Raw genomic sequence first — 20,942 nt, 5'->3', positions numbered from 1 at the left:
GGGCAAACCTTAGAAGGTCTGACCCAGAGAGAATTGGAACACCTGGGTATCGGCTTCGTCCGGTTTCTTCACCGGCATGGCCAGGCTGAAGCTCAACGGACCGAGTGCGGTAATCCAGGTCACGCCCAGGCCGACGGAGCTGGCCAGGCCCGACAGGCCAACCTTCTCGCAATCAGGCTTGGAACCGCAGTTGGTATCGAACACGTTACCCACATCCCAGAATACCGAGGTACGCAGCGAACGTTGGTCCTTGACGAACGGCAGTGGGAACAGGAGTTCTACACCACCCTGGACGAGGACGTTACCACCAAACGGCAGTGGGTCCTGGTCCGGGTCCAGCACAGTTCCCTCGTTCTCCGGCTTGCCAGTACTCGGCGTACTGCGCGGCCCCAGGCTGCTGTCCTTGAAACCACGCACCGAGTTGAAACCACCGGCATAGTAGTTCTCGTAGAACGGCAGGCCCGAAGTGCCACCGAAACCATCACCATAGCCCAGTTCGGTGTGCAGGCGCAGGGTGTAGTCGTTGGTGATCGGCTTGAACAGCTGGCCACGGTAGTCGAGCTTGAAGAACGACAGGTCGCTGCCTGGCGTGGTGGCCTCGAGCACCAGGCTCTGGGAGTGACCACGGGTGGCCAGCACGCCCTTGTTCAGGGTCGACTCGGACCAACCGGCCGAAGCCTTGAAGTTCAGGTACTTGTCACCTTCTTCGTTAACGAAGTCGAAGATCTCGTCGACGGTGTACTTGCCGGTCTTGATTTCGTCCTGCTGTGCGGTCAGGCCGAAGGTCAGACGCGAAGTTTCGCTGATCGGGTAACCAACGCTGACACCTGCACCCAAGCTGTCGACCGCATAGCTGGCGACGTCGACGTCGAGGTCGTCGTAGTCGGTGGTGCGATAGAAGGCGTTGTAGCCCAGGCTGACGCCGTCGGCAGTCCAGTAGGGGTCGACGAAGCCGAAGTTGTAGCGGCTCTGGTATTCACTACGGGTCAGACCCAGGGACACCTTGTTACCGGTACCGAGGAAGTTGCTCTGGCTGATCGAGCCGCCGAGGATCAGACCGGCGCTCTGGGCGAAACCGACGCTGGCGGTGATCGAACCGGAAGCTTGTTCTTCTACGCTGTAGTTGACGTCGACCTGGTCATCGGTACCCGGAACAGCCGGGGTCTCGACGTTGACTTCCTTGAAGAAGCCCAGGCGCTCCAGGCGGGTCTTGGACTGGTCGATCAGGTAGGTCGAGGCCCAGCCGCCTTCCATCTGGCGCATTTCACGACGCAGCACTTCGTCTTCGGACTTGGTGTTGCCACGAAAGTTGATACGGTTGACGTAGGCGCGCTTGCCCGGATCGACCACGAACATGATGTCGACGGTGTGATCCTGGTCGTTGGGTTGCGGCACGCCGTTGACGTTGGCGAAGGTGTAGCCTTCGTTACCCAGACGGCGGGTGATCAGCTCGGAGGTGGTGGTCATTACCTTGCGCGAGAACACCTGGCCCGGCTGCACCAGCATCAGCGACTTGATCTGGTCTTCCGGCACCTTGAGGTCACCGGACAGCTTCACGTCACGAACGGTGTACTTCTCGCCTTCATTGACGTTAACGGTAATGTAGACGTGCTTCTTGTCCGGGGTGATCGACACCTGGGTGGAAGCGATGTCCATGTTGATGTAGCCGCGGTCCAGGTAGTAGGAGCGCAGACGCTCCAGGTCACCGGAGAGCTTTTCACGGGCATATTTGTCATCGTTCCTGAAGAACGACAGCCAGTTGGTGGTCTTGAGCTCGAACAGGCCAACCAGGTCTTCTTCTGCGAAGACGGTGTTGCCGACCACGTTGATGTGCTGGATAGCGGCAACGGTGCCTTCGTTGATCTTGATCTTCAGGCCGACGCGGTTGCGCGGTTGCGGTACGACTTCAGTGTCGACCTCCGCCGAGTAACGACCCTGGGCAACGTACTGGCGTTGCAGCTCGTTACGCACACCTTCGAGGGTGGCACGCTGGAAGATCTCGCCTTCGGACAGGCCAGACTGTTTCAGACCTTTCATCAGGTCTTCAGTGCTGATGGCCTTGTTGCCTTCGATCTCGATGCTGGACACCGAAGGACGTTCGACCACGGTAATGATCAGGACGTTGCCGTCACGGCCCAGTTGGATGTCCTGGAAGAAACCGGTCTTGAACAGTGCACGGGTGGAATCCACCAGGCGACGGTCATCGGCCTCATCGCCGACGTTCAATGGCAGAGCACCGAAAACGCTGCCCGCGGAAACCCGCTGCAGACCATTGACACGAATATCGGAGATGGTGAAGGACTCGGCGTGAACTTCAGCGATCATCAGTACGGCGAGAACCGCAGTTAGCAGCAGACGTTTCATGAAGTCCTTTCTTATTCCAACTGGCAATAAACGACCCGCCGCGGGACGCGGCAGGTTCGCAATTGAGCGAAGCTTTACAGTCGACCCAAATCGTTGATCAAGGCAAGCAACATCACCCCGACTACCAAACTGATACCGATCTGGATCCCCCAACCTTGCACCCGATCCGAAAGCGGACGACCACGCGCCCACTCGATCAGGTAGAACAGCAAATGCCCCCCATCCAGTACTGGAATGGGCAGCAAATTAAGAACCCCCAGGCTAATGCTCAGGTAGGCGAGGAAATTCAGGAAATCCCCAACGCCTGACTGGGCTGAAGCGCCCGCCACTTTAGCAATGGTTATCGGTCCGCTCAAGTTTTTTACCGAGAGCTCGCCGAACAGCATTTTCTTCAACGATTCGAGGGTCAGGACGCTCATGTCCCAGGTCCGTGAAAGCCCCTCGCCTACGGCCTCCAACGGCCCATAGCTGACCTCCCGAAGCATGGCATCCGGCCACTTCACCGGCTTCACACCAGCCCCGAGGTAACCGCTGGCCGACTTGCCCTCGCCACGACTGGCCAGGGTCACCGGTACATCCAGGGTCGCACCGTCACGCTCGACCCGCAGCACGACCTTGCTGCCGGCACGCCCACGCACGGTATCAACGACCTGCTGCCAGTCATCCAGGGCCTTGCCATCAAGGCTCAGCAGGCGATCGCCAGTTTGCAGGCCGGCGGTCTTGGCCGGCCCCTTGGGATCCAGTTCGGCCAACACCGGCGGCAACGACGGACGCCACAGACGCAACCCCAGGGAACGAATAGGATCAGGCTCGTCGGCGCCTTTGAGCCAGTTATCCAGGGTTAGCACGTGAGGGCTGTCGACGGTCGCACCCTCTTCACGCACACTGATATGTAACTGACCGCTTTCGCCCAGACGGCGAATCAATTGCAAGTTGACTGCGGACCAACCGCTGGTCGCTTTGCCATCAATGGAAACAATTTCCTGGCCGGCTTTCAGGCCAGCGGCCTCTGCCACACTGCCCACCTCGACCGCGCCGATGACCGGGCGTTCTTGCTGAGTACCGAGCATGGCCAGCACCCAGAAAAACAGGATGGCCAGAAGAAAGTTGGCCACAGGCCCCGCCGCGACGATTGCAATACGCTGGCGTACCGACTTGCGATTGAAGGATTGCTCGATCTGATCAAGCGGAACTTCACCCTCACGCTCATCAAGCATCTTGACGTAGCCACCCAGCGGGATGGCCGCCACCACGAACTCGGTGCCATGGCGGTCGTGCCAGCGCAGCAACGGCATACCGAAACCGACGGAAAAACGCAGAACCTTGACACCACAACGCCGGGCCACCCAGAAGTGACCGAATTCGTGAAAGGTGACCAGCACACCCAATGCCACCAGGGTGCCGATAATCATGTAGAGCGCACTCATATCTTTCTCCGAATGACGTTCAGCCCAGCCAGGCGCCTGACCTCAGCACCCGTGATGGTTCAACCACTGCCCGGCCAGTTGCCGGGCGCGCTGATCAGCGGCAAACACCGCGTCGAGCGTCTGCACCGCTACGACCGGTTCCTGGTCGAGCACTTGTTCGATCATACTCGCGATCTGCGGGAAGCGAATGCGCCGCTGAAGAAATGCCTCCACCGCCACTTCATTGACCGCATTGAGCATCGCTGGCGCACTGTTGCCCGCCTCGGCTGCCTGACGCGCCAGGCGCAGACAGGGAAAGCGCCGCTCATCGGGCGCCTGAAAGTCCAGACGCGCAACCGCGAACAGATCAAGCGGCGCGACGCCGGAATCGATGCGCTGCGGCCAGGCCAGGGCATTGGCAATCGGCGTACGCATGTCCGGATTGCCCAACTGGGCCAGCACCGAACCATCGACATAGTCGACCAGCGAATGGATCACACTCTGCGGATGCACGACCACTTCGACCTGACTCGGCCGCGCATCGAACAACCAGCATGCCTCGATCAGCTCAAGCCCCTTGTTCATCATGCTCGCCGAATCGACCGAGATCTTGCGGCCCATGGACCAGTTCGGATGGGCACAGGCCTGCTCTGGGCTAACCTCGGCCAGTTCGAGCAGCGGTGTTTCGCGAAACGGCCCACCGGAGGCAGTCAGCAGAATACGCCGCACTCCCACCTGGGACAGGCCGCGGGCATAGTCGCCAGGCAAGCACTGGAAGATCGCATTGTGTTCGCTGTCGATCGGCAGCAGCACCGCACCGCTGCGCTGCACGGCCTGCATGAACAGGGCGCCGGACATCACCAGCGCCTCTTTGTTGGCCAACAGGACCTTCTTGCCAGCTTCAACCGCCGCCAGGGTAGGACGCAAGCCCGCCGCACCGACAATTGCTGCCATCACCGCGTCGACCTCAGGGGCTGCCGCCACCTGGCTCAAACCGGCCTCGCCTTCCAGAACTTCGGTAGCCGAACCTGCCGCTGCCAGACCGGCGCGCAATTGCCCTGCTGCCTCGGCCGACGGCACCACGGCAAACACCGGCGCATGGCGCAGGCACAGCGCGAGCAGTTCCTGCAATCGTGAGTAGCCGCTCAGGGCGAACACCTGGTAACGGTCCGGATGACGCGCGATCACATCCAGGGTGCTCAAACCGATGGACCCGGTAGCGCCCAGCACGGTAATACGTTGCACGCGGCTCACATCACGCCCCAATTGGCTGCCCAGAGCAGCACGGCAAACAGCGGAATGGCGGCAGTCAGGCTGTCGATACGGTCCAGCACGCCGCCATGACCTGGCAGCAGGTTGCTGCTGTCCTTGATCCCGGAGCGACGCTTGAACATGCTTTCGGTCAAGTCACCAACCACCGACACCAGCACCACGATGGCAGCACCCAACAGGCCCAGCAACAGCTCTGCGATGCTCCAGTCGCGGTTGAGGCCGACGACAAGGGTAATCACCAGGCTCAGTGCCAGGCCACCGTAGACACCTTCCCAGCTCTTGCCCGGGCTCACCTGCGGCGCCAATTTGCGCTTGCCGAAGGCACGTCCGGAGAAATAAGCCCCGATGTCCGCACTCCAGACCAGCAGCATGACCGCCATGATCAGCCAGTTGCCCAAAGGCCAGTGTTTGAGCAGCACCAAGCCTTGCCAGGCCGGCAACAGGATCAGCAGGCCGATCAGCAAACGGCAAGCGACGCTGGACCAGAGCTCGCTGCTACGCGGATAGGTCAACACCAGCCAGCTCGCCAGGCCCCACCACAGCACCGAAGCGCCGAGCACCCAGGGCGCAAGGTCCGGCATGAGATAGAGCAGCATCAGCAGGCCAGCCACCACGGCGGCATAGGCCAGGCGCACAATTTGCGCAACCAGGCCTGCCAGACGCGCCCACTCCCAGGCGCCCAGGGTCACCACCAGACCGATGAACAGGGCGAAGTCCCCGCCATCGAGCAGGAAGAAGCCACCCAGGGCGATCGGCAACAGGATCAGCGCAGTGATGATGCGTTGTTTAAGCATTAAGCACGGGCTCCAGCCTCGACCTGCTCGCTGGTTTTCCCGAAGCGGCGCTGGCGCGAAGCGTAATCGGCCAGCGCAGTGCGCATGGCCTCGTGTTTGAAGTCCGGCCAGAACAGGTCGGAGAAGTACAGTTCGGCGTAGGCCAGCTGCCACAACAGGAAGTTGCTGATGCGATGCTCGCCACCGGTACGGATGCACAGATCGGGCAGCGGCAGATCACCTGTTGCCAGGCAGGTCTGCAGCAGCTCGGGTGTGATGTCGTCCGCACGCAAGTGACCGGCCTGAACCTCGCGCGCCAGGCGCTGGGCGGCCTGGGCGATATCCCACTGACCGCCATAGTTGGCGGCAACCTGCAGGATGAAGCGGTTGCTGCCAGCGGTCAGCGCCTCAGCTTCACGCATGGCGGCCTGCAGCTCAGGGTGAAAGCGCGAACGGTCACCGATGATGCGCAGGCTGATGTTGTTGTCGTTGAGGCGCTTGGCCTCCCGGCGCAAGGCCGAGAAGAACAGCTCCATCAACGCCCCGACCTCATCGGCCGGACGCTGCCAGTTTTCGCTGGAGAAGGCGAACAGGGTCAAGACCTCGACCTTGGCCTCGGCGCACACCTCGATGACTGCGCGCACTGCGTCGACGCCCGCCTTGTGCCCGGCAACACCAGGCAACAGGCGCTTCTTCGCCCAGCGATTATTCCCATCCATGATGATCGCGACATGGCGCGGCACCGATGGGGATACACCCTGTTTGGTCTTTTCCATTGAAAAAAGTCCTGACCTTTAAACGGCCATCAGGTCCTTTTCTTTCTGCTTCACGGCAACTTCGATGTCAGCCACGAACTTGTCGGTCAGCTTCTGCACATCGTCAGCAGCGCGACGCTCTTCGTCTTCGCTGATCTCTTTCTCTTTGACCAGGTCTTTGAGCTGGCTCAATGCATCGCGGCGGATGTTGCGCACGGCAACGCGAGCATCTTCAGCGGCGTCACGCGCCTGCTTGGTGAAGCCCTTACGGGTTTCTTCAGTCAGCGCTGGCATGGTGATCAGCAGCAGTTCACCAAGGTTGGTAGGGTTCAGGTTCAGACCCGCGCTACCGATAGCCTTGTCGACAGCCCCGAGCATGTTGCGCTCAAAAGCAACAACTTGCAGGGTGCGAGCATCTTTAACGGTGATGCTTGCGACTTGCTTGATCGGGGTGTCAGCGCCGTAGTACGGCACCATTACGCCTTCCAGCACACTTGGATGCGCTTGACCGGTACGAATCCGGCTGAACGCGTGCGCCAGCGATTCCAGGGACTTGCCCATGCGTTCCTGAGCGTCTTTCTTGATTTCGTTGATCATTTTTGAACTTCCTCGATCAGAGTTCCTTCAGCGCCACCATGCACGATATTCAGCAGGGCGCCGGGCTTGTTCATGTTGAAGACGCGCAGCGGCATCTTGTGGTCGCGGCACAGGCAGATTGCCGTCAGGTCCATCACGCCCAGCTTGCGATCCAGCACTTCATCGTAGGTCAGATGATCGAACTTCTCGGCATGCGGGTCTTTGAATGGATCTGCAGTGTATACACCATCGACCTTGGTTGCCTTCAATACCACGTCGGCATCGATTTCGATGGCGCGCAGGCAAGCGGCGGAGTCGGTGGTGAAGAACGGGTTACCGGTACCGGCAGCGAAGATTACAACTTCTTTCGCGTTCAGGTGGCGCATGGCTTTGCGGCGGTCATAGTGATCGGTCACACCAACCATGGAGATGGCCGACATGACGATAGCGGTAATATTCGCCCGCTCCAGCGCATCACGCATAGCCAGAGCGTTCATCACCGTGGCCAGCATGCCCATATGGTCGCCAGTGACGCGATCCATGCCGGCGGCACTGAGCGCCGCGCCACGGAACAGGTTACCACCACCGATCACCAGGCCTACCTGAACACCGATTCCGACCAGTTGGCCAACTTCCAGCGCCATGCGATCCAGGACCTTGGGGTCGATCCCGAACTCTTCCGAGCCCATCAGGGCCTCGCCGCTAAGCTTGAGTAGAATGCGTTTATAGCGAGCTTGATAACCACTGCCCTGCTGAGCCATTGCGAATCTCTCCTGCGGCGTTTGTAAAAAAAATCTGGCGGGCTGTTTTCAGCCTGCGCGTAACTCTAGTGTGGCGCAGCTACTGCGCCAGCGAGCAACGGTCTGGTAAACCGCCCCCGCTTTGACAAAGAGGCTGCGCGCGTGAGCGGGCAGCCTCTTCGGGGCGACAGATGTAAGTCTGTCTTATTGCTTGGCAGCAGCCAGCTGTGCGGCAACTTCTTCAGCGAAGTTGTCGACTGGCTTCTCGATACCTTCGCCTACTTTGAAGTAGGTGAAGGAAACGATTTCAGCGCCAGCTTTCTTGGCCAGAGCACCAACGGTGACCTCTGGGTTCATGACGAAAGCTTGCTCGACCAGGCTGGCTTCGGCCAGGAACTTGGTGATGCGGCCGGCAATCATCTTCTCGACGATTTCGGCTGGCTTGCCTTTCATCTTGTCTTCGTTCAGCTGCAGGAACACAGCTTTTTCGCGCTCGATGGCTTCCGCCGAAACCTGCGATGGCAGCAGGAACTCTGGGTTGCTTGCAGCTACGTGCATGGCGATTTCTTTGGCCAGCTGGACGTCGCCGCCCTTCAGGACAACAGCAACACCGATCTTGTTACCGTGCAGGTAGGTACCAACGACGTCACCTTCAACACGCACCAGACGGCGGATATTGACGTTCTCGCCAACTTTGGCAACCAGGGCTTCACGAGCCGACTCACGCGAAGCGATCAGCGGAGCCGCGTCGGTCAGTTTCTCGGCGAAGGCTTGCTCAACGCTTTCGGCTACGAAAGTTTTGAAGTCGTCTTGCAGGGCCAGGAAGTCGGTCTGCGAGTTGACTTCCAGCAGGACGGCAGACTTGTCGTCAGCCTTGATGGCGATAGCGCCTTCAGCGGCAACGTTGCCAGCCTTTTTAGCGGCCTTGATGGCGCCCGAAGCACGCATGTCATCAATGGCTTTTTCGATGTCGCCGCCAGCCTTTTCCAAGGCCTTTTTGCAATCCATCATGCCTTCGCCGGTACGCTCACGCAGTTCTTTGACCAGCGCTGCAGTAATTGCTGCCATTTCAAATTCCTCTTGGATAGGTTTTCAACCATTCCACCCGATACTTGACGGGCGTTCAATTCTGTAAATCCACTCCTCAGCACTCATGCCCGAACAAGCTTGCAACGGCGATGCTGACAAGAGGATTTCAAGGTGGCAAAAAGGGGGCCTAGCCCCCTTTTTGCGTGCCGAGTAGACGCCAGGCGTCAATTACTCAGCAGCTGGTGCTGCGTCTTCAGCGTAAACTTCGGTGCCACCGGCAACGTTGTTGCGACCACGGATAACGGCGTCAGCCATCGAACCCATGTACAGCTGGATAGCGCGGATGGCGTCATCGTTACCTGGGATGATGTAGTCAACGCCCTCTGGGCTGCTGTTGGTATCGACAACGCCGATGACCGGGATGCCCAGCTTGTTGGCTTCGGTGATAGCGATGCGCTCGTGGTCAACGTCGATCACGAACAGGGCATCAGGCAGGCCGCCCATGTCCTTGATACCACCCAGGCTGCGATCCAGCTTTTCCAGATCGCGCGAACGCATCAGCGCTTCTTTCTTGGTCAGCTTGGTGAAAGTGCCGTCTTCGGCCTGGGTTTCCAGGTCGCGCAGGCGCTTGATCGAAGCGCGGATGGTTTTGTAGTTGGTCAGCATGCCGCCCAACCAGCGGTGATCGACGTACGGCGAACCGCAACGTGCTGCTTCTTCAGCAACGATCTTGCCAGCGGAACGCTTGGTGCCGACGAACAGAATCTTGTTTTTGCCCTGGGCCAGACGCTCGACGAAAGTCAGCGCTTCGTTGAACATTGGCAGGGTTTTTTCAAGGTTGATGATGTGAATCTTGTTGCGCGCGCCGAAAATGTATTTACCCATTTTCGGATTCCAGTAACGGGTTTGGTGACCGAAGTGCACACCGGCCTTCAGCATATCGCGCATATTGACTTGGGACATGATAGTTCCTTGATAAGTCGGGTTGGGCCTCCACGTATCCCAATGACCAACCCAGGATCCGTAGATCGAAGGCACCCAGGTCATCGTGTCGACACGTGTGTGGGTTTAAGCTTGCGGGGCTATCCCCGTAAAGCGGCGCATTTTATATCACACAAGCGCAGCAAACGGAACCCGAATTAGCATCGCCCGCCAGCGGCTTTTGCACCGGCACGCTAATCGCGCCAGAATACCTCTATATAAAGGTTCTATCGCTGCCATAGCCGCCTGAGCAGGCGCCGCTCTGGTAGAATCCGGCCTTTCCTCAGAATATTTGCGCATCAATTGCGCCGTAGAGAGCCTGCAATGACCGTCACCATCAAAACCGCCGAAGACATCGAAAAGATGCGCATCGCCGGCCGCCTGGCCGCCGAAGTCCTGGAGATGATCGAGGAGCACGTCAAGCCTGGTGTCACCACCGAAGAGCTCGACCGCCTGTGCCACGACTACATCGTCAACGTCCAGCAGGCGGTCCCGGCACCGCTCAACTACAAGGGTTTTCCCAAGTCGATCTGCACCTCGGTCAACCACGTGGTATGCCATGGCATCCCGGGCGACAAGCCGCTCAAGGACGGTGACACCCTGAACATCGACGTGACGGTCATCAAAGATGGCTACCACGGCGACACCAGCCGCATGTTCCACGTCGGTAGCGTGCCGGTCTGGGCCGAGCGTCTGTCCCAGGTCACTCAGGAATGCATGTACAAGGCCATTGAGCTGGTCAAGCCGGGCTGCCGCCTGGGCGACATCGGCGAAGTGATCCAGAAGCACGCAGAGAAGAACGGCTTCTCGGTGGTCCGCGAGTTCTGCGGCCACGGCATCGGCAAGGTGTTCCACGAAGAGCCGCAGATCCTGCACTACGGCCGTGCGGGCACCGGCATGGAACTCAAGGAAGGCATGACCTTCACCATCGAGCCGATGATCAACCAGGGCCGCGCCGACACCAAGGTGCTGGGCGACGGCTGGACCGCCATCACCAAGGACCGCAAGCTCTCGGCCCAGTGGGAACACACACTGGTGGTGACTGCGACTGGCTACGAGATCTTCACCCTGCGTAAAGACGACACCATTCCCCGCACGTCGGCCTGATCAAAACAGGAAAGTGACTCGATGCCCCAGGTGGATCCAGAGCTGTTCGACCGCGGCCAGTTCCAGGCGGAACTGGCCCTCAAGGCTAGCCCTATCGCGGCCTTCAAGAAGGCTATCCGCCAGGCTGGCGAAGTGCTCGACAAGCGTTTCCGCGACGGCCGCGAGATCCGCCGGCTGATTGAGGACCGCGCCTGGTTCGTCGACAACATCCTGCAACAGGCCTGGAACCAGTTCGGCTGGAACGATGAGGCCGACATCGCCCTGGTGGCGGTCGGTGGCTACGGCCGGGGCGAGTTGCACCCTTACTCCGACATCGACCTGCTGATCCTGCTCGACAGCGCCAATCACGAGGTGTTTCGCGACTCGATCGAACGCCTCCTGACCCTGCTCTGGGACATCGGCCTGGAAGTGGGGCAGAGCGTGCGTTCGATCGATGAGTGCGCCGAACAGGCCCGCGCCGACCTGACGGTCGTCACCAACCTGATGGAAAGCCGCACCATTGCTGGCCCCGAGCGCCTGCGCCAGCGCATGCTGGAGGTCACCAGCACTGCCCACATGTGGCCAAGCAAGGAGTTCTTCCTGGCCAAGCGCGCCGAGCAGAAGGCCCGGCACCACAAGTACAACGACACCGAATACAACCTTGAGCCCAACGTCAAAGGCTCGCCTGGCGGCCTGCGGGACATCCAGACCGTACTGTGGATCGCCCGTCGCCAGTACGGCACCCTGAACCTGCACGCCCTGGCTGGCGAAGGCTTCCTGCTGGAGAGCGAGAACGCCCTGCTGGCCTCCTCCCAGGAGTTCCTGTGGAAAGTCCGCTACGCCTTGCACATGCTCGCAGGCCGCGCCGAAGACCGCCTGCTGTTCGACCATCAGCGCAGCATCGCGGCCCTGCTCGGTTTTGGCGACGAGAACCCCAAGCGGGCCATCGAGCAGTTCATGCAGCAGTACTACCGGGTGGTAATGAGCATCGCCGAGCTCAGCGACCTGATCATCCAGCACTTCGAAGAGATCATCCTCGACGACGACAGCGGCAATACCCAGCCACTCAATGCGCGCTTCCGCTTGCACGACGGCTATATCGAAGCGGTACGCCCGAACGTGTTCAAGCGCACGCCCTTTGCCATGCTGGAAATTTTTGTACTGATGGCCCAGCATCCGGAGATCAAGGGGGTGCGCGCCGACACCATTCGCCTGCTGCGCGAACACCGGCACCTGATCGACGACGAGTTTCGCAACGATATCCGCAACACCAGCCTGTTCATCGAGCTGTTCAAGTGCGAAATCGGCATCCATCGCAACCTGCGGCGCATGAACCGCTACGGCATTCTGGGTCGCTACCTGCCGGAGTTCGGCCTGATCGTCGGGCAGATGCAGCACGACCTGTTCCATATCTATACGGTCGATGCCCACACCCTGAACCTGATCAAGCACCTGCGCAAACTGCAGTACACCCCGGTGTCAGAGAAATTCCCGCTGGCCAGCAAGCTCATGGGCCGACTGCCCAAACCCGAATTGATCTACCTGGCCGGCCTTTATCACGACATCGGCAAAGGCCGTCAGGGCGACCACTCGGAGCTGGGCGCCGTGGATGCCCAGGCGTTCTGCCTGCGTCACCAATTACCGATCTGGGACAGCCGCCTGATCGTCTGGCTGGTTCAGCATCACCTGGTGATGTCGACCACCGCCCAGCGCAAGGACCTCTCCGACCCGCAGGTGATCCACGACTTCGCGCAATTGGTGGGCGACGAAACCCGCCTGGACTACCTCTATGTGCTGACCGTGGCCGATATCAACGCCACCAACCCCAGCCTGTGGAACTCCTGGCGCGCAAGCCTCTTGCGCCAGCTCTACACCGAGACCAAGCGCGCCCTGCGCCGTGGCCTGGAAAACCCCCTGGACCGCGAAGAGCAGATCCGCCAAACGCAAAGCGCGGCACTGGACATTCTGATCCGCGAGGGCACCGACCCGGACGACGTCGAGCAACTCTGGGCGCAACTGGGTGACGACTACTTCCTGCGCCATACCGCTGCCGACGTGGCCTGGCACAGCGACGCGATCCTCCAGCAACCGGCCGATGGCGGCCCGCTGGTACTGATCAAGGAAACCACCCAGCGCGAATTCGAGGGCGGCACCCAGATTTTCATCTATGCGCCTGACCAGCACGACTTCTTCGCCGTGACCGTAGCGGCCATGGACCAGCTCAACCTGAATATCCATGACGCACGGATCATCACCTCCAGCAGCCAGTTCACCCTCGACACCTATATCGTGCTCGATAACGACGGCGGCTCGATCGGCGACAACCCACAACGGGTCAAAGAGATCCGCGACGGCCTGACCGACGCCCTGCGCAACCCGGACGATTACCCGACCATCATCAAACGCCGGGTGCCGCGCCAGCTCAAGCACTTCACCTTTGCCCCGCAGGTGACCATTCACAACGACGCCCAGCGACCGGTGACCATCCTCGAACTCAGCGCCCCCGACCGCCCGGGCCTGCTGGCGCGGATCGGCAAGATTTTCCTGGAGTTCGACCTGTCGCTGCAAAATGCCAAGATTGCTACCCTCGGCGAGCGGGTCGAAGACGTGTTCTTCATCACCGATGCCGACAACCAACCGCTGTCCGATCCACAGCTGTGCAGCCGCCTGCAGGATGCCATTGTCGAGCAATTGCGCGTCGACCAGGCCGCCGCGACAACCGTTTCCCGCCTGACCATTTAACGTTTGACGAGACCCAGCGCCGATGAACACCGATTTGCTTCAGCTTCAGCCCTACCCGTTCGAGAAACTCCGCGCCTTGCTCGGCAGCGTCCAGCCGGCCGCCGACAAACGCGCCATTGCCTTGTCGATCGGTGAGCCCAAGCATGAATCGCCAGCGTTCGTCGCCCAGGCCCTGGCCGACAATCTCCAGCAGATGGCCGTGTACCCGACCACCGTTGGCCTGCCAGCCCTGCGCCAGGCCATCACCCGCTGGTGCGAGCGTCGTTTTGGTGTGCCGAGCGGTTGGCTGGATGCCGACAAACACGTGCTGCCGGTCAATGGCACCCGCGAAGCGCTGTTCGCCTTCACCCAGGCGGTGGTCAACCGTAGCGCCGACGGCCTGGTCATCAGCCCCAATCCGTTCTACCAGATCTATGAAGGCGCAGCCTTGCTGGCCGGTGCTACTCCGCACTACCTGCCGTGCCTGGACAGCAACGGCTTCAATCCGGACTTCGACGCGGTCTCGGCCGAAACCTGGAAACGCTGCCAGATCCTGTTCATCTGCTCACCCGGCAACCCCACTGGCGCGCTGGTACCGATGCAAACCCTGAAAAAACTCATCGCCCTGGCCGATGAATACGATTTCGTGATTGCCGCCGACGAGTGCTACAGCGAACTCTACTTCGACGAACAAAGCCCGCCACCGGGCCTGCTCAGTGCTTGTGTGGAACTGGGCCGCAGCGACTTCAAGCGTTGCATGGTGTTCCATAGCCTGTCCAAGCGTTCCAACCTGCCGGGCCTGCGTTCGGGCTTTGTCGCCGGTGACGCCGAGATCATCAAGCCGTTCCTGCTGTACCGCACCTACCACGGCTGCGCTATGCCGGTGCAGACCCAATTGGCGAGCATCGCCGCCTGGAACGACGAAGAACACGTACTGGCAAACCGCGACCTGTACCGTGAGAAGTTCGATGCTGTACTGGAAATCCTTGCGCCGGTCCTTGATGTTCAGCGCCCGGACGGTGGCTTCTACCTCTGGGCCAAGGTGCCCGGTGATGACGCCGAGTTCTGCCGTGGCCTGTTCGAAACCCAGCACGTAACCGTGGTGCCGGGCTCCTATCTGTCCCGTGAGGTGGATGGCGTCAACCCCGGCGCCGGGCGCGTGCGCATGGCCCTGGTGGCTCCGCTGGCCGAATGTGTGGAAGCCGCCGAGCGGATCCGCGCGTTCCTGCAAAAGTAAGCGCAGCCCATCGCGGGGCGACGACTAGACTTGCCCCGCGATGCGGTCATATGGCTTATTTCACTGCCCCCAGATTCGCCTCGCTCATATCCAGCTCACCCAGCACCTGACGCACCACGTCATCACCCACCTGGTGGTGCCGGTGGAGCTTGTACAGCTCCAGGCGCTGAGCCCGCAATGCACGCAGACGCAAGCGCCGCTCCAGTTGATCCATCTGCTCGGCCAGAGCTTGGGCTTCCGCACTGTCATTGAAACTATCCAGCTGATGCCGGTATTCGGCCATCAACCGCGCCTTGAGTTCCGCTGCCAGGGCCGCCTGGGACGCATCCTGTGGCGCACCAGGCTCGGCCAAGTCTTCGGCTTCCAAGGCATGAATGGCCGCCTCCGCCGTCCGTCGCCAGGCCTGCTTGGCTTCCTGGCGCAAAGTGTCGTCGGGACTCTTGGCCACCCCGCGCAGCAGCAGTGGCAAGGCGATGCAGGCCGACACCAGCGACAGCAGGATCACCCCGGCTGCGATGAAGATCAGCAAGTCACGCTCAGGAAAGGCCTTGCCGGCACTGATCAACAAAGGCACCGACATGACACCAGCCAGGGTCACCGCCCCACGCACCCCGCCGATGGTCAGCAGCCAGCAGGAACGGGCGTTGGGCACCAGCACCAGGTCTTCCTTGCCGCGCCAGCGGCGGATCACTCCGATCAAACGCCAGATGCTCTGCACCCAGACGAAACGCAACACCACCAACACCGCAAAGATCGCCACTACATCCAGACATCGCCACAGCAGGCTCGGCCACAACGACACCTCATGACTGGTGACCGCCTTGATAATGTCGGGCAATTGCAGCCCCAGTAGCAGGAAGATCAGGCCATTGAAGCTGAACTCCAGCAGCGACCAGACACTGCGATTGAGCAAGCGGGTACTGGTCTGACGCGGAAGCAGGTCAAGCCAGCTCTGCATCATGCCGGCAGCCACCGCCGAGAGGATCCCGGAAGCCCCCAGGCGTTCGGCCAGGACATAGGCGGCAAATGGCAGCAGCAACATGAACACCACATGGGTGGCCGGATCATCCCAGCCACGGGCAATCATCCAGGCCCGCAGGCGCCCTACCAGCCAGCTCAGGGCCACACCGATGGCCAGGCCACCGAGCGCCACCAGGACGAAAGTAACGCTGGCTTCAGCTAAAGAGAACGCCCCGGTAATGGCGGCTACCAAGGCAAACTTGAAGGTCACCAGACCGCTTGCGTCGTTCATCAACGCTTCCCCCTGAAGCATATGCATCAAGGGGGTTGGCAGGCGATCCTGGGTAATTGCCGACACTGCCACAGCGTCGGTCGGCGACAGTACGGCGGCCAGGGCAAAGGCCACCGGCAACGGGATGCTCGGCAGGATCCAGTGAATGAAGTAACCCGCCCCCACTACAGTGAACAGCACCAGGCCCACGGCCAGGGTCAGGATCGGACCACGCAAGCGCCAGAGGTCGCGTTTGGGCATGCGCCAACCATCGGCAAAGAGCAAGGGTGGCAGGAATAAAAACAGAAACAGTTCCGGGTCCAGGGCCACATGCAGCCCCAGGGTCGGCCAGGCCAGCAAGGCCCCGGCAGCGATCTGCAGCAGCGGCAATGGCAACGGGATTACCCGACCGACAAGCTTGGAGACACTCACCAGCATCAGCAGGATGAGAACGGTGTAGGCTGATTGCATACGGCGTGGTCCTTTCAATTCAAACAGTCAACAGCGCACTCTTTGCCCATTCTGGACAGTGCCATTGAAACGACATAGTAGCCGTTCAGGCTGCTGACGCACCGCTGCACAAAAGTCGCAGAGCCTGCTAAAACCCGTAACACAATGCTACAAAGTGCCTCGGCAAGGCCAACTCAAACCGGTTGACCGTGGCATAATCCTTCACCATTTTTTCCCAGGAGGGGCAAGACATGACCAACCGCGACACGCCATTGCACCTTTATGGAATCAAGGCCTGCGACACCATGAAGAAAGCCCGTACCTGGCTGGAAGACAAAGGCCTAGGCTACGACTTTCACGACTACAAGACCCAAGGCATCGACAGTGCGAGCCTGACCCGTTGGTGCGACGAGCACGGCTGGGAAACGCTGCTCAACCGTGCTGGCACTACCTTCCGCAAGCTCGAAGACGCCCAGAAGGCCGATCTCGACCAGGCCAAGGCCATCGAACTGATGCTGGCCCAACCGTCGATGATCAAGCGCCCGTTGCTCGACCTCGGCGAGCGGACCCTGGTCGGCTTCAAGCCGGATCTGTACGCGGCCGCCCTGCAATAACGCGGCGCCAAGCTTTCATTCAAATTCGCAAGAGGTAACTGCATGTCCACTACCCTGTTCAGCCTGGCTTTCGGTGTCGGCACCCAGAACCGCCAAGGCGCCTGGTTAGAAGTTTTCTACGCACAACCGCTGATCAACCCGAGCGCCGAACTGGTCGCAGCGATCACCCCAGTGCTGGGTTACCAAGGTGGCAACCAGGCCATCGCCTTCACCAATGCCCAAGCCGCACAACTGGCCGATGCCCTCAAGGGTGTAGACGCCACCCAGGCCGCCCTGTTGACTCGCCTGGCCGAAAGCAACAAACCACTGGTCGCCACCCTGCTGGCCGAAGACACCGCTCTGAGCTCCACGCCGGAAGCCTACCTTAAGCTGCACCTGCTCTCGCATCGTCTGGTCAAGCCGCACGGCCTGAGCCTGGCCGGGATCTTCCCACTGCTGCCGAACGTGGCCTGGACCAGCCAGGGCGCAGTAGACCTGACTGAACTGGCTGGGCAGCAACTGGAAGCGCGCCTGAAGGGCGAGCTGCTGGAAGTGTTCTCGGTGGACAAGTTCCCGAAAATGACCGACTACGTCGTACCTGCCGGCGTGCGTATCGCCGACAGCGCGCGTGTGCGCCTGGGTGCCTACATCGGCGAAGGCACCACCATCATGCACGAAGGCTTCGTCAACTTTAACGCTGGCACCGAAGGCCCAGGCATGATCGAAGGCCGCGTCTCGGCTGGCGTGTTTGTCGGCAAGGGCTCGGACCTGGGTGGCGGTTGCTCGACCATGGGTACCCTGTCGGGCGGCGGCAACATCGTCATCAAGGTTGGCGAAGGCTGCCTGATCGGCGCCAACGCCGGTATCGGCATTCCGCTGGGCGACCGCAATACGGTCGAAGCCGGCCTGTACATCACTGCTGGCACCAAGGTGAACCTGCTGGACGAGAACAACCAACTGGTCAAGGTCGTCAAGGCCCGCGACTTGGCCGGCCAGACCGACCTGCTGTTCCGCCGCAACTCGCTGAGCGGCGCCGTGGAGTGCAAGACCCACAAGTCGGCGATCGAGCTGAACGAAGCGCTGCACGCCCACAACTAAGTGGTACCATCGGGTCTGGCCTAACGCCAGGCCCGATATTCAGGTCCGATCATCATGTTCCAGCCCTCTCCGTGGCGTACTGATTTCCCAGCCATCGCCGCTCTGCAACGCCAGCACCAGACCTACCTGGACAACGCTGCTACCACGCAAAAACCGCAATGCCTGCTCGATGCCTTGAGCCATTATTACGGCCACGGCGCTGCCAATGTGCACCGTGCCCAACACCTTCCCGGCGCCCTGGCCACCCAGGCCTTCGAGCGTAGCCGGGAAAAGGTTGCCGGCTGGCTGAACGCCAGCGATAGCCACCAGATCATCTTCACCCATGGCGCCACCTCGGCCTTGAACTTGCTGGCCTATGGCCTTGAAGGCCTGTTCGAAGCCGGTGATGAAATCGCCATCAGTGCCCTGGAGCACCACGCCAACCTGCTGCCCTGGCAACAACTGGCCCAGCGTCGTGGGCTCAGGTTGGTGATTCTGCCCTTGGACCACCGCGGCCTGATTGACCTTGATACTTCCCTGCAGTTGATCGGCCCGCGCACCCGCCTGCTGGCAGTCAGCCAGTTGTCCAACGTGCTTGGCGCCTGGCAGCCTTTAGCACCCTTGCTGGACCACGCTTATGCCCAGGGTGCGCTGACCGTGGTCGACGGTGCCCAGGGTGTGGTGCATGGTCGCCAGGACATGCAGCAACTGGGCTGCGACTTCTACGTATTCTCCAGTCACAAGCTGTATGGCCCCGACGGTGTCGGCGTGCTCTACGGCCGCACCGAAGCGCTGGCACGATTGCGCCATTGGCAGTTCGGTGGCGAGATGGTCCAGGTGGCCGACTACCAGCATGCCAGCTTCCGCCCGGCGCCCCTGGGGTACGAAGCTGGCACCCCGCCAATCGCCAGCGTGATCGGCCTGGGCGCCAGCCTCGACTACCTGGCAGGGCTCGACTCGAACGCTGTCGCCGAGCACGAAGCCGGCCTGCACCGCAGTCTGATGCGCGGCCTGAATGACCGCGAAGGCATTCGCCTGCTCGGTCAACCGCAAATCGCCCTGGCCAGCTTCGTGGTCGACGGCGTGCACAATGCCGACCTGGCCCACCTGCTGACCGAGCAGGGGATCGCCGTGCGTGCCGGGCACCACTGCGCCATGCCACTGCTGAAAAGCTTCGGGCTGGACGGGGCGATTCGGGTTTCCCTGGCCCTGTACAACGATTCCGACGACCTGCAACGCTTCTTCGCGGCGCTCGATCAAGCCCTGGAGCTGCTGCGATGAGCCTGCCCAATAATGCCCAGGACGCGCTCAGCATCTTCGAACAGGCGGCCGGCTGGGAGCAGCGGGCACGCTTGTTGATGCAATGGGGTGAGCGTCTGGCGCCCTTGAGCGACGCAGAAAAGTCCGAAGCCAACCGCGTTCATGGTTGTGAAAGCCAGGTCTGGCTGGTGGCCGAGCAGCAGGATGGCCAGTGGCGCTTCAAGGGCGCCAGCGATGCGCGGATCATTCGCGGCCTGCTGGCGCTGCTGCTGATACGGGTAGAAGGTCTGTCCAGTGCCGAGCTCCAGCAACTGGACCTGCCCGGCTGGTTCAACCAGTTGGGCCTGGGCCGCCAACTCTCGCCCTCCCGCAGCAACGGCCTGAACGCCGTGCTGCAGCGTATGGCTCAGCTGGCCGCCGGCACCTGAGCCTTGCGTTCGGCTGGCCGACGGGCGCCGGCCACCAGTTTTTCCACCGCCTTGCTGGCGGCGACCATGCCAAAGGTCGCCGTCACCATCATCACTGCGCCAAAACCACCCGAGCAGTCGAGCTTGACACCCTCACCGACAAAACTCTTCTGCAGGCAGACGCTGCCGTCACCCTTGGGATAGCGCAGCTGTTCGGTAGAGAACACGCAAGGCACGCTGTAGTTACGGGTGACCGTGCGGGAAAAGCCATAGTCACGCCGCAAGGTCGAACGCACCCGCGAAGCCAGCGGATCGTTGAAGGTCTTGTTCAGATCGGCCACGCGGATCTGCGTCGGGTCGATCTGCCCGCCAGCACCACCGGTACTGATGATGGTGACCTTATGCCGCTTGCACCAGCCGATCAGCGCGGCTTTGGCCATGACGCTGTCAATGCAGTCGATCACACAGTCGATGTGCTCGCCGATGTATTCGGGCAGGGTTTCTTTGGTCACGAAATCAACCACCGCATGCACCTTGCACGCCGGATTGATCGCCCGCAGGCGTTCAGCCATGACCTCGGCCTTGGCGCGACCGATACTACCCTCCATGGCATGCAACTGACGGTTGGTGTTGCTGACGCAGACGTCATCGAGGTCGAACAGCGAGATTTCGCCGACACCACTACGCGCCATGGCTTCAGCCGCCCAGGAGCCGACACCACCAATGCCGACGATCGCCACATGGGCCTCGCGCAGGCGCTGCAGGCCGCTGTCACCGTATAACCGGGCAACACCGGCAAAGCGTGGATCATCTGTACTCATGGCCAAACCCCGAAAAAACCGGCGCGCATTATAGGCCTCTTGAGGCCCGATGCCATCCGCTTCGGACCAATCACCGATGTGGGAATTAGTAAAGTCAGCGGTAATCCTGCTTTAATGTCCCAGGCAATCCCGAGTCTAGGACGACAACTGCACGGGCCTCAGA

Annotated in this window: 18 protein-coding genes; 7 read left to right on the top strand and 11 right to left on the bottom strand. The window is 60.9% G+C overall.

The window, feature by feature from the left end:
• Positions 1 to 9: 9 nt before the first annotated feature.
• The 9 genes from bamA to rpsB form a co-directional block, all read right to left on the bottom strand.
• Complete coding sequence (gene bamA / locus ACRESH_RS05975; protein ID WP_431741098.1) at positions 10 to 2,364, bottom strand: outer membrane protein assembly factor BamA; 2,355 nt, start codon at positions 2,362 to 2,364, stop codon at positions 10 to 12.
• 74 nt (positions 2,365 to 2,438) lie between these two features.
• A complete protein-coding gene (gene rseP / locus ACRESH_RS05970) occupies positions 2,439 to 3,791 on the bottom strand; it encodes an RIP metalloprotease RseP (protein WP_431741097.1) in 1,353 nt (450 codons plus the stop codon).
• Between the two features lie 42 nt (positions 3,792 to 3,833).
• Entirely contained in the window at positions 3,834 to 5,024 is a 1,191-nt protein-coding gene (ispC, locus tag ACRESH_RS05965) for a 1-deoxy-D-xylulose-5-phosphate reductoisomerase (RefSeq protein WP_431741096.1), read from the bottom strand.
• On the bottom strand, positions 5,021 to 5,836 hold the full coding sequence (locus tag ACRESH_RS05960; RefSeq protein ID WP_431741095.1) for a phosphatidate cytidylyltransferase: 816 nt from the start codon (positions 5,834 to 5,836) through the stop codon (positions 5,021 to 5,023). The genes ispC and ACRESH_RS05960 overlap by 4 nt, the downstream gene beginning before the upstream one ends.
• Positions 5,836 to 6,591 carry a polyprenyl diphosphate synthase gene (gene uppS / locus ACRESH_RS05955; RefSeq protein WP_431741094.1) on the bottom strand — a complete coding sequence of 252 codons (756 nt, stop codon included), beginning with the start codon at positions 6,589 to 6,591 and terminating at the stop codon, positions 5,836 to 5,838. The genes ACRESH_RS05960 and uppS overlap by 1 nt, the downstream gene beginning before the upstream one ends.
• 18 nt (positions 6,592 to 6,609) lie before the next feature.
• Positions 6,610 to 7,167 (bottom strand): ribosome recycling factor, encoded by a 558-nt coding sequence (frr, locus tag ACRESH_RS05950; protein ID WP_431741093.1) that lies wholly within the window; start codon positions 7,165 to 7,167, stop codon positions 6,610 to 6,612.
• On the bottom strand, positions 7,164 to 7,907 hold the full coding sequence (pyrH, locus tag ACRESH_RS05945) for a UMP kinase (RefSeq protein ID WP_016392310.1): 744 nt from the start codon (positions 7,905 to 7,907) through the stop codon (positions 7,164 to 7,166). The genes frr and pyrH overlap by 4 nt, the downstream gene beginning before the upstream one ends.
• Positions 7,908 to 8,090: 183 nt before the next feature.
• On the bottom strand, positions 8,091 to 8,954 hold the full coding sequence (tsf, locus tag ACRESH_RS05940) for a translation elongation factor Ts (protein WP_431741092.1): 864 nt from the start codon (positions 8,952 to 8,954) through the stop codon (positions 8,091 to 8,093).
• A 189-nt stretch (positions 8,955 to 9,143) separates the two neighbouring features.
• The gene (gene rpsB, locus ACRESH_RS05935) at positions 9,144 to 9,878 is read right to left on the bottom strand and encodes a 30S ribosomal protein S2 (RefSeq protein ID WP_431741091.1); all 735 of its coding nucleotides are present in this window, start codon (positions 9,876 to 9,878) and stop codon (positions 9,144 to 9,146) included.
• Between the two features lie 342 nt (positions 9,879 to 10,220).
• Between rpsB and map the strand changes: the two genes are divergently transcribed.
• The 3 genes from map to dapC are packed head-to-tail and all read left to right on the top strand — an operon-like array spanning position 10,221 to position 14,940.
• Positions 10,221 to 11,003 carry a type I methionyl aminopeptidase gene (gene map / locus ACRESH_RS05930; RefSeq protein ID WP_431741090.1) on the top strand — a complete coding sequence of 261 codons (783 nt, stop codon included), beginning with the start codon at positions 10,221 to 10,223 and terminating at the stop codon, positions 11,001 to 11,003.
• Between the two features lie 21 nt (positions 11,004 to 11,024).
• Positions 11,025 to 13,724: a [protein-PII] uridylyltransferase gene (locus tag ACRESH_RS05925; RefSeq protein ID WP_431741089.1), complete on the top strand. Its 2,700-nt coding sequence runs from the start codon at positions 11,025 to 11,027 to the stop codon at positions 13,722 to 13,724.
• A 22-nt stretch (positions 13,725 to 13,746) separates the two neighbouring features.
• The gene (gene dapC / locus ACRESH_RS05920) at positions 13,747 to 14,940 is read left to right on the top strand and encodes a succinyldiaminopimelate transaminase (protein ID WP_431741088.1); all 1,194 of its coding nucleotides are present in this window, start codon (positions 13,747 to 13,749) and stop codon (positions 14,938 to 14,940) included.
• Positions 14,941 to 14,995: 55 nt separating this feature from the next.
• On the opposite strand, the gene ACRESH_RS05915 is transcribed toward dapC, so the two are convergent.
• Positions 14,996 to 16,642, bottom strand: a complete 1,647-nt coding sequence (locus ACRESH_RS05915; RefSeq protein WP_431741087.1) for a Na+/H+ antiporter — start codon at positions 16,640 to 16,642, stop codon at positions 14,996 to 14,998.
• A gap of 230 nt (positions 16,643 to 16,872) precedes the next feature.
• On the opposite strand from ACRESH_RS05915, the gene ACRESH_RS05910 reads away from it, so the two are divergent.
• From ACRESH_RS05910 to ACRESH_RS05895, 4 genes are read left to right on the top strand one after another with little or no spacing between them, the layout of a single operon-like run.
• On the top strand, positions 16,873 to 17,235 hold the full coding sequence (locus tag ACRESH_RS05910; protein ID WP_431741086.1) for an ArsC family reductase: 363 nt from the start codon (positions 16,873 to 16,875) through the stop codon (positions 17,233 to 17,235).
• Between the two features lie 42 nt (positions 17,236 to 17,277).
• Positions 17,278 to 18,312 carry a 2,3,4,5-tetrahydropyridine-2,6-dicarboxylate N-succinyltransferase gene (gene dapD, locus ACRESH_RS05905; protein ID WP_431741085.1) on the top strand — a complete coding sequence of 345 codons (1,035 nt, stop codon included), beginning with the start codon at positions 17,278 to 17,280 and terminating at the stop codon, positions 18,310 to 18,312.
• Between the two features lie 54 nt (positions 18,313 to 18,366).
• The gene (locus ACRESH_RS05900) at positions 18,367 to 19,572 is read left to right on the top strand and encodes a cysteine desulfurase (protein ID WP_431741084.1); all 1,206 of its coding nucleotides are present in this window, start codon (positions 18,367 to 18,369) and stop codon (positions 19,570 to 19,572) included.
• The gene (locus tag ACRESH_RS05895) at positions 19,569 to 19,979 is read left to right on the top strand and encodes a SufE family protein (protein ID WP_431741083.1); all 411 of its coding nucleotides are present in this window, start codon (positions 19,569 to 19,571) and stop codon (positions 19,977 to 19,979) included. Before ACRESH_RS05900 ends, ACRESH_RS05895 begins: the two co-directional genes overlap by 4 nt.
• On the opposite strand, the gene tcdA is transcribed toward ACRESH_RS05895, so the two are convergent.
• Positions 19,958 to 20,779, bottom strand: a complete 822-nt coding sequence (gene tcdA, locus ACRESH_RS05890) for a tRNA cyclic N6-threonylcarbamoyladenosine(37) synthase TcdA (RefSeq protein WP_431741082.1) — start codon at positions 20,777 to 20,779, stop codon at positions 19,958 to 19,960. The two genes, ACRESH_RS05895 and tcdA, sit on opposite strands and share 22 nt — an antisense overlap.
• Positions 20,780 to 20,942: the final 163 nt, after the last annotated feature.

It is taken from the genome of Pseudomonas sp. (assembly GCF_050739775.1).
In the GTDB taxonomy this organism is placed as follows: Bacteria; Pseudomonadota; Gammaproteobacteria; order Pseudomonadales; family Pseudomonadaceae; genus Aquipseudomonas.
This window is presented reverse-complemented; position numbering and strand designations above follow the sequence as displayed.

What these genes read in the sequence shown, in the direction of transcription:
- tsf (WP_431741092.1), bottom strand. Translation starts at nt 8,954, where the DNA reads ATGGCAGCAATTACTGCAGCGCTGGTCAAAGAACTGCGTGAGCGTACC.
- ACRESH_RS05910 (WP_431741086.1), top strand. Translation starts at nt 16,873, where the DNA reads ATGACCAACCGCGACACGCCATTGCACCTTTATGGAATCAAGGCCTGC.
- rseP (WP_431741097.1), bottom strand. Translation starts at nt 3,791, where the DNA reads ATGAGTGCGCTCTACATGATTATCGGCACCCTGGTGGCATTGGGTGTG.
- ACRESH_RS05960 (WP_431741095.1), bottom strand. Translation starts at nt 5,836, where the DNA reads ATGCTTAAACAACGCATCATCACTGCGCTGATCCTGTTGCCGATCGCC.
- tcdA (WP_431741082.1), bottom strand. Translation starts at nt 20,779, where the DNA reads ATGAGTACAGATGATCCACGCTTTGCCGGTGTTGCCCGGTTATACGGT.
- frr (WP_431741093.1), bottom strand. Translation starts at nt 7,167, where the DNA reads ATGATCAACGAAATCAAGAAAGACGCTCAGGAACGCATGGGCAAGTCC.
- uppS (WP_431741094.1), bottom strand. Translation starts at nt 6,591, where the DNA reads ATGGAAAAGACCAAACAGGGTGTATCCCCATCGGTGCCGCGCCATGTC.
- pyrH (WP_016392310.1), bottom strand. Translation starts at nt 7,907, where the DNA reads ATGGCTCAGCAGGGCAGTGGTTATCAAGCTCGCTATAAACGCATTCTA.
- map (WP_431741090.1), top strand. Translation starts at nt 10,221, where the DNA reads ATGACCGTCACCATCAAAACCGCCGAAGACATCGAAAAGATGCGCATC.
- ACRESH_RS05895 (WP_431741083.1), top strand. Translation starts at nt 19,569, where the DNA reads ATGAGCCTGCCCAATAATGCCCAGGACGCGCTCAGCATCTTCGAACAG.
- bamA (WP_431741098.1), bottom strand. Translation starts at nt 2,364, where the DNA reads ATGAAACGTCTGCTGCTAACTGCGGTTCTCGCCGTACTGATGATCGCT.
- ACRESH_RS05925 (WP_431741089.1), top strand. Translation starts at nt 11,025, where the DNA reads ATGCCCCAGGTGGATCCAGAGCTGTTCGACCGCGGCCAGTTCCAGGCG.
- dapC (WP_431741088.1), top strand. Translation starts at nt 13,747, where the DNA reads ATGAACACCGATTTGCTTCAGCTTCAGCCCTACCCGTTCGAGAAACTC.
- rpsB (WP_431741091.1), bottom strand. Translation starts at nt 9,878, where the DNA reads ATGTCCCAAGTCAATATGCGCGATATGCTGAAGGCCGGTGTGCACTTC.
- ACRESH_RS05915 (WP_431741087.1), bottom strand. Translation starts at nt 16,642, where the DNA reads ATGCAATCAGCCTACACCGTTCTCATCCTGCTGATGCTGGTGAGTGTC.
- ACRESH_RS05900 (WP_431741084.1), top strand. Translation starts at nt 18,367, where the DNA reads ATGTTCCAGCCCTCTCCGTGGCGTACTGATTTCCCAGCCATCGCCGCT.
- dapD (WP_431741085.1), top strand. Translation starts at nt 17,278, where the DNA reads ATGTCCACTACCCTGTTCAGCCTGGCTTTCGGTGTCGGCACCCAGAAC.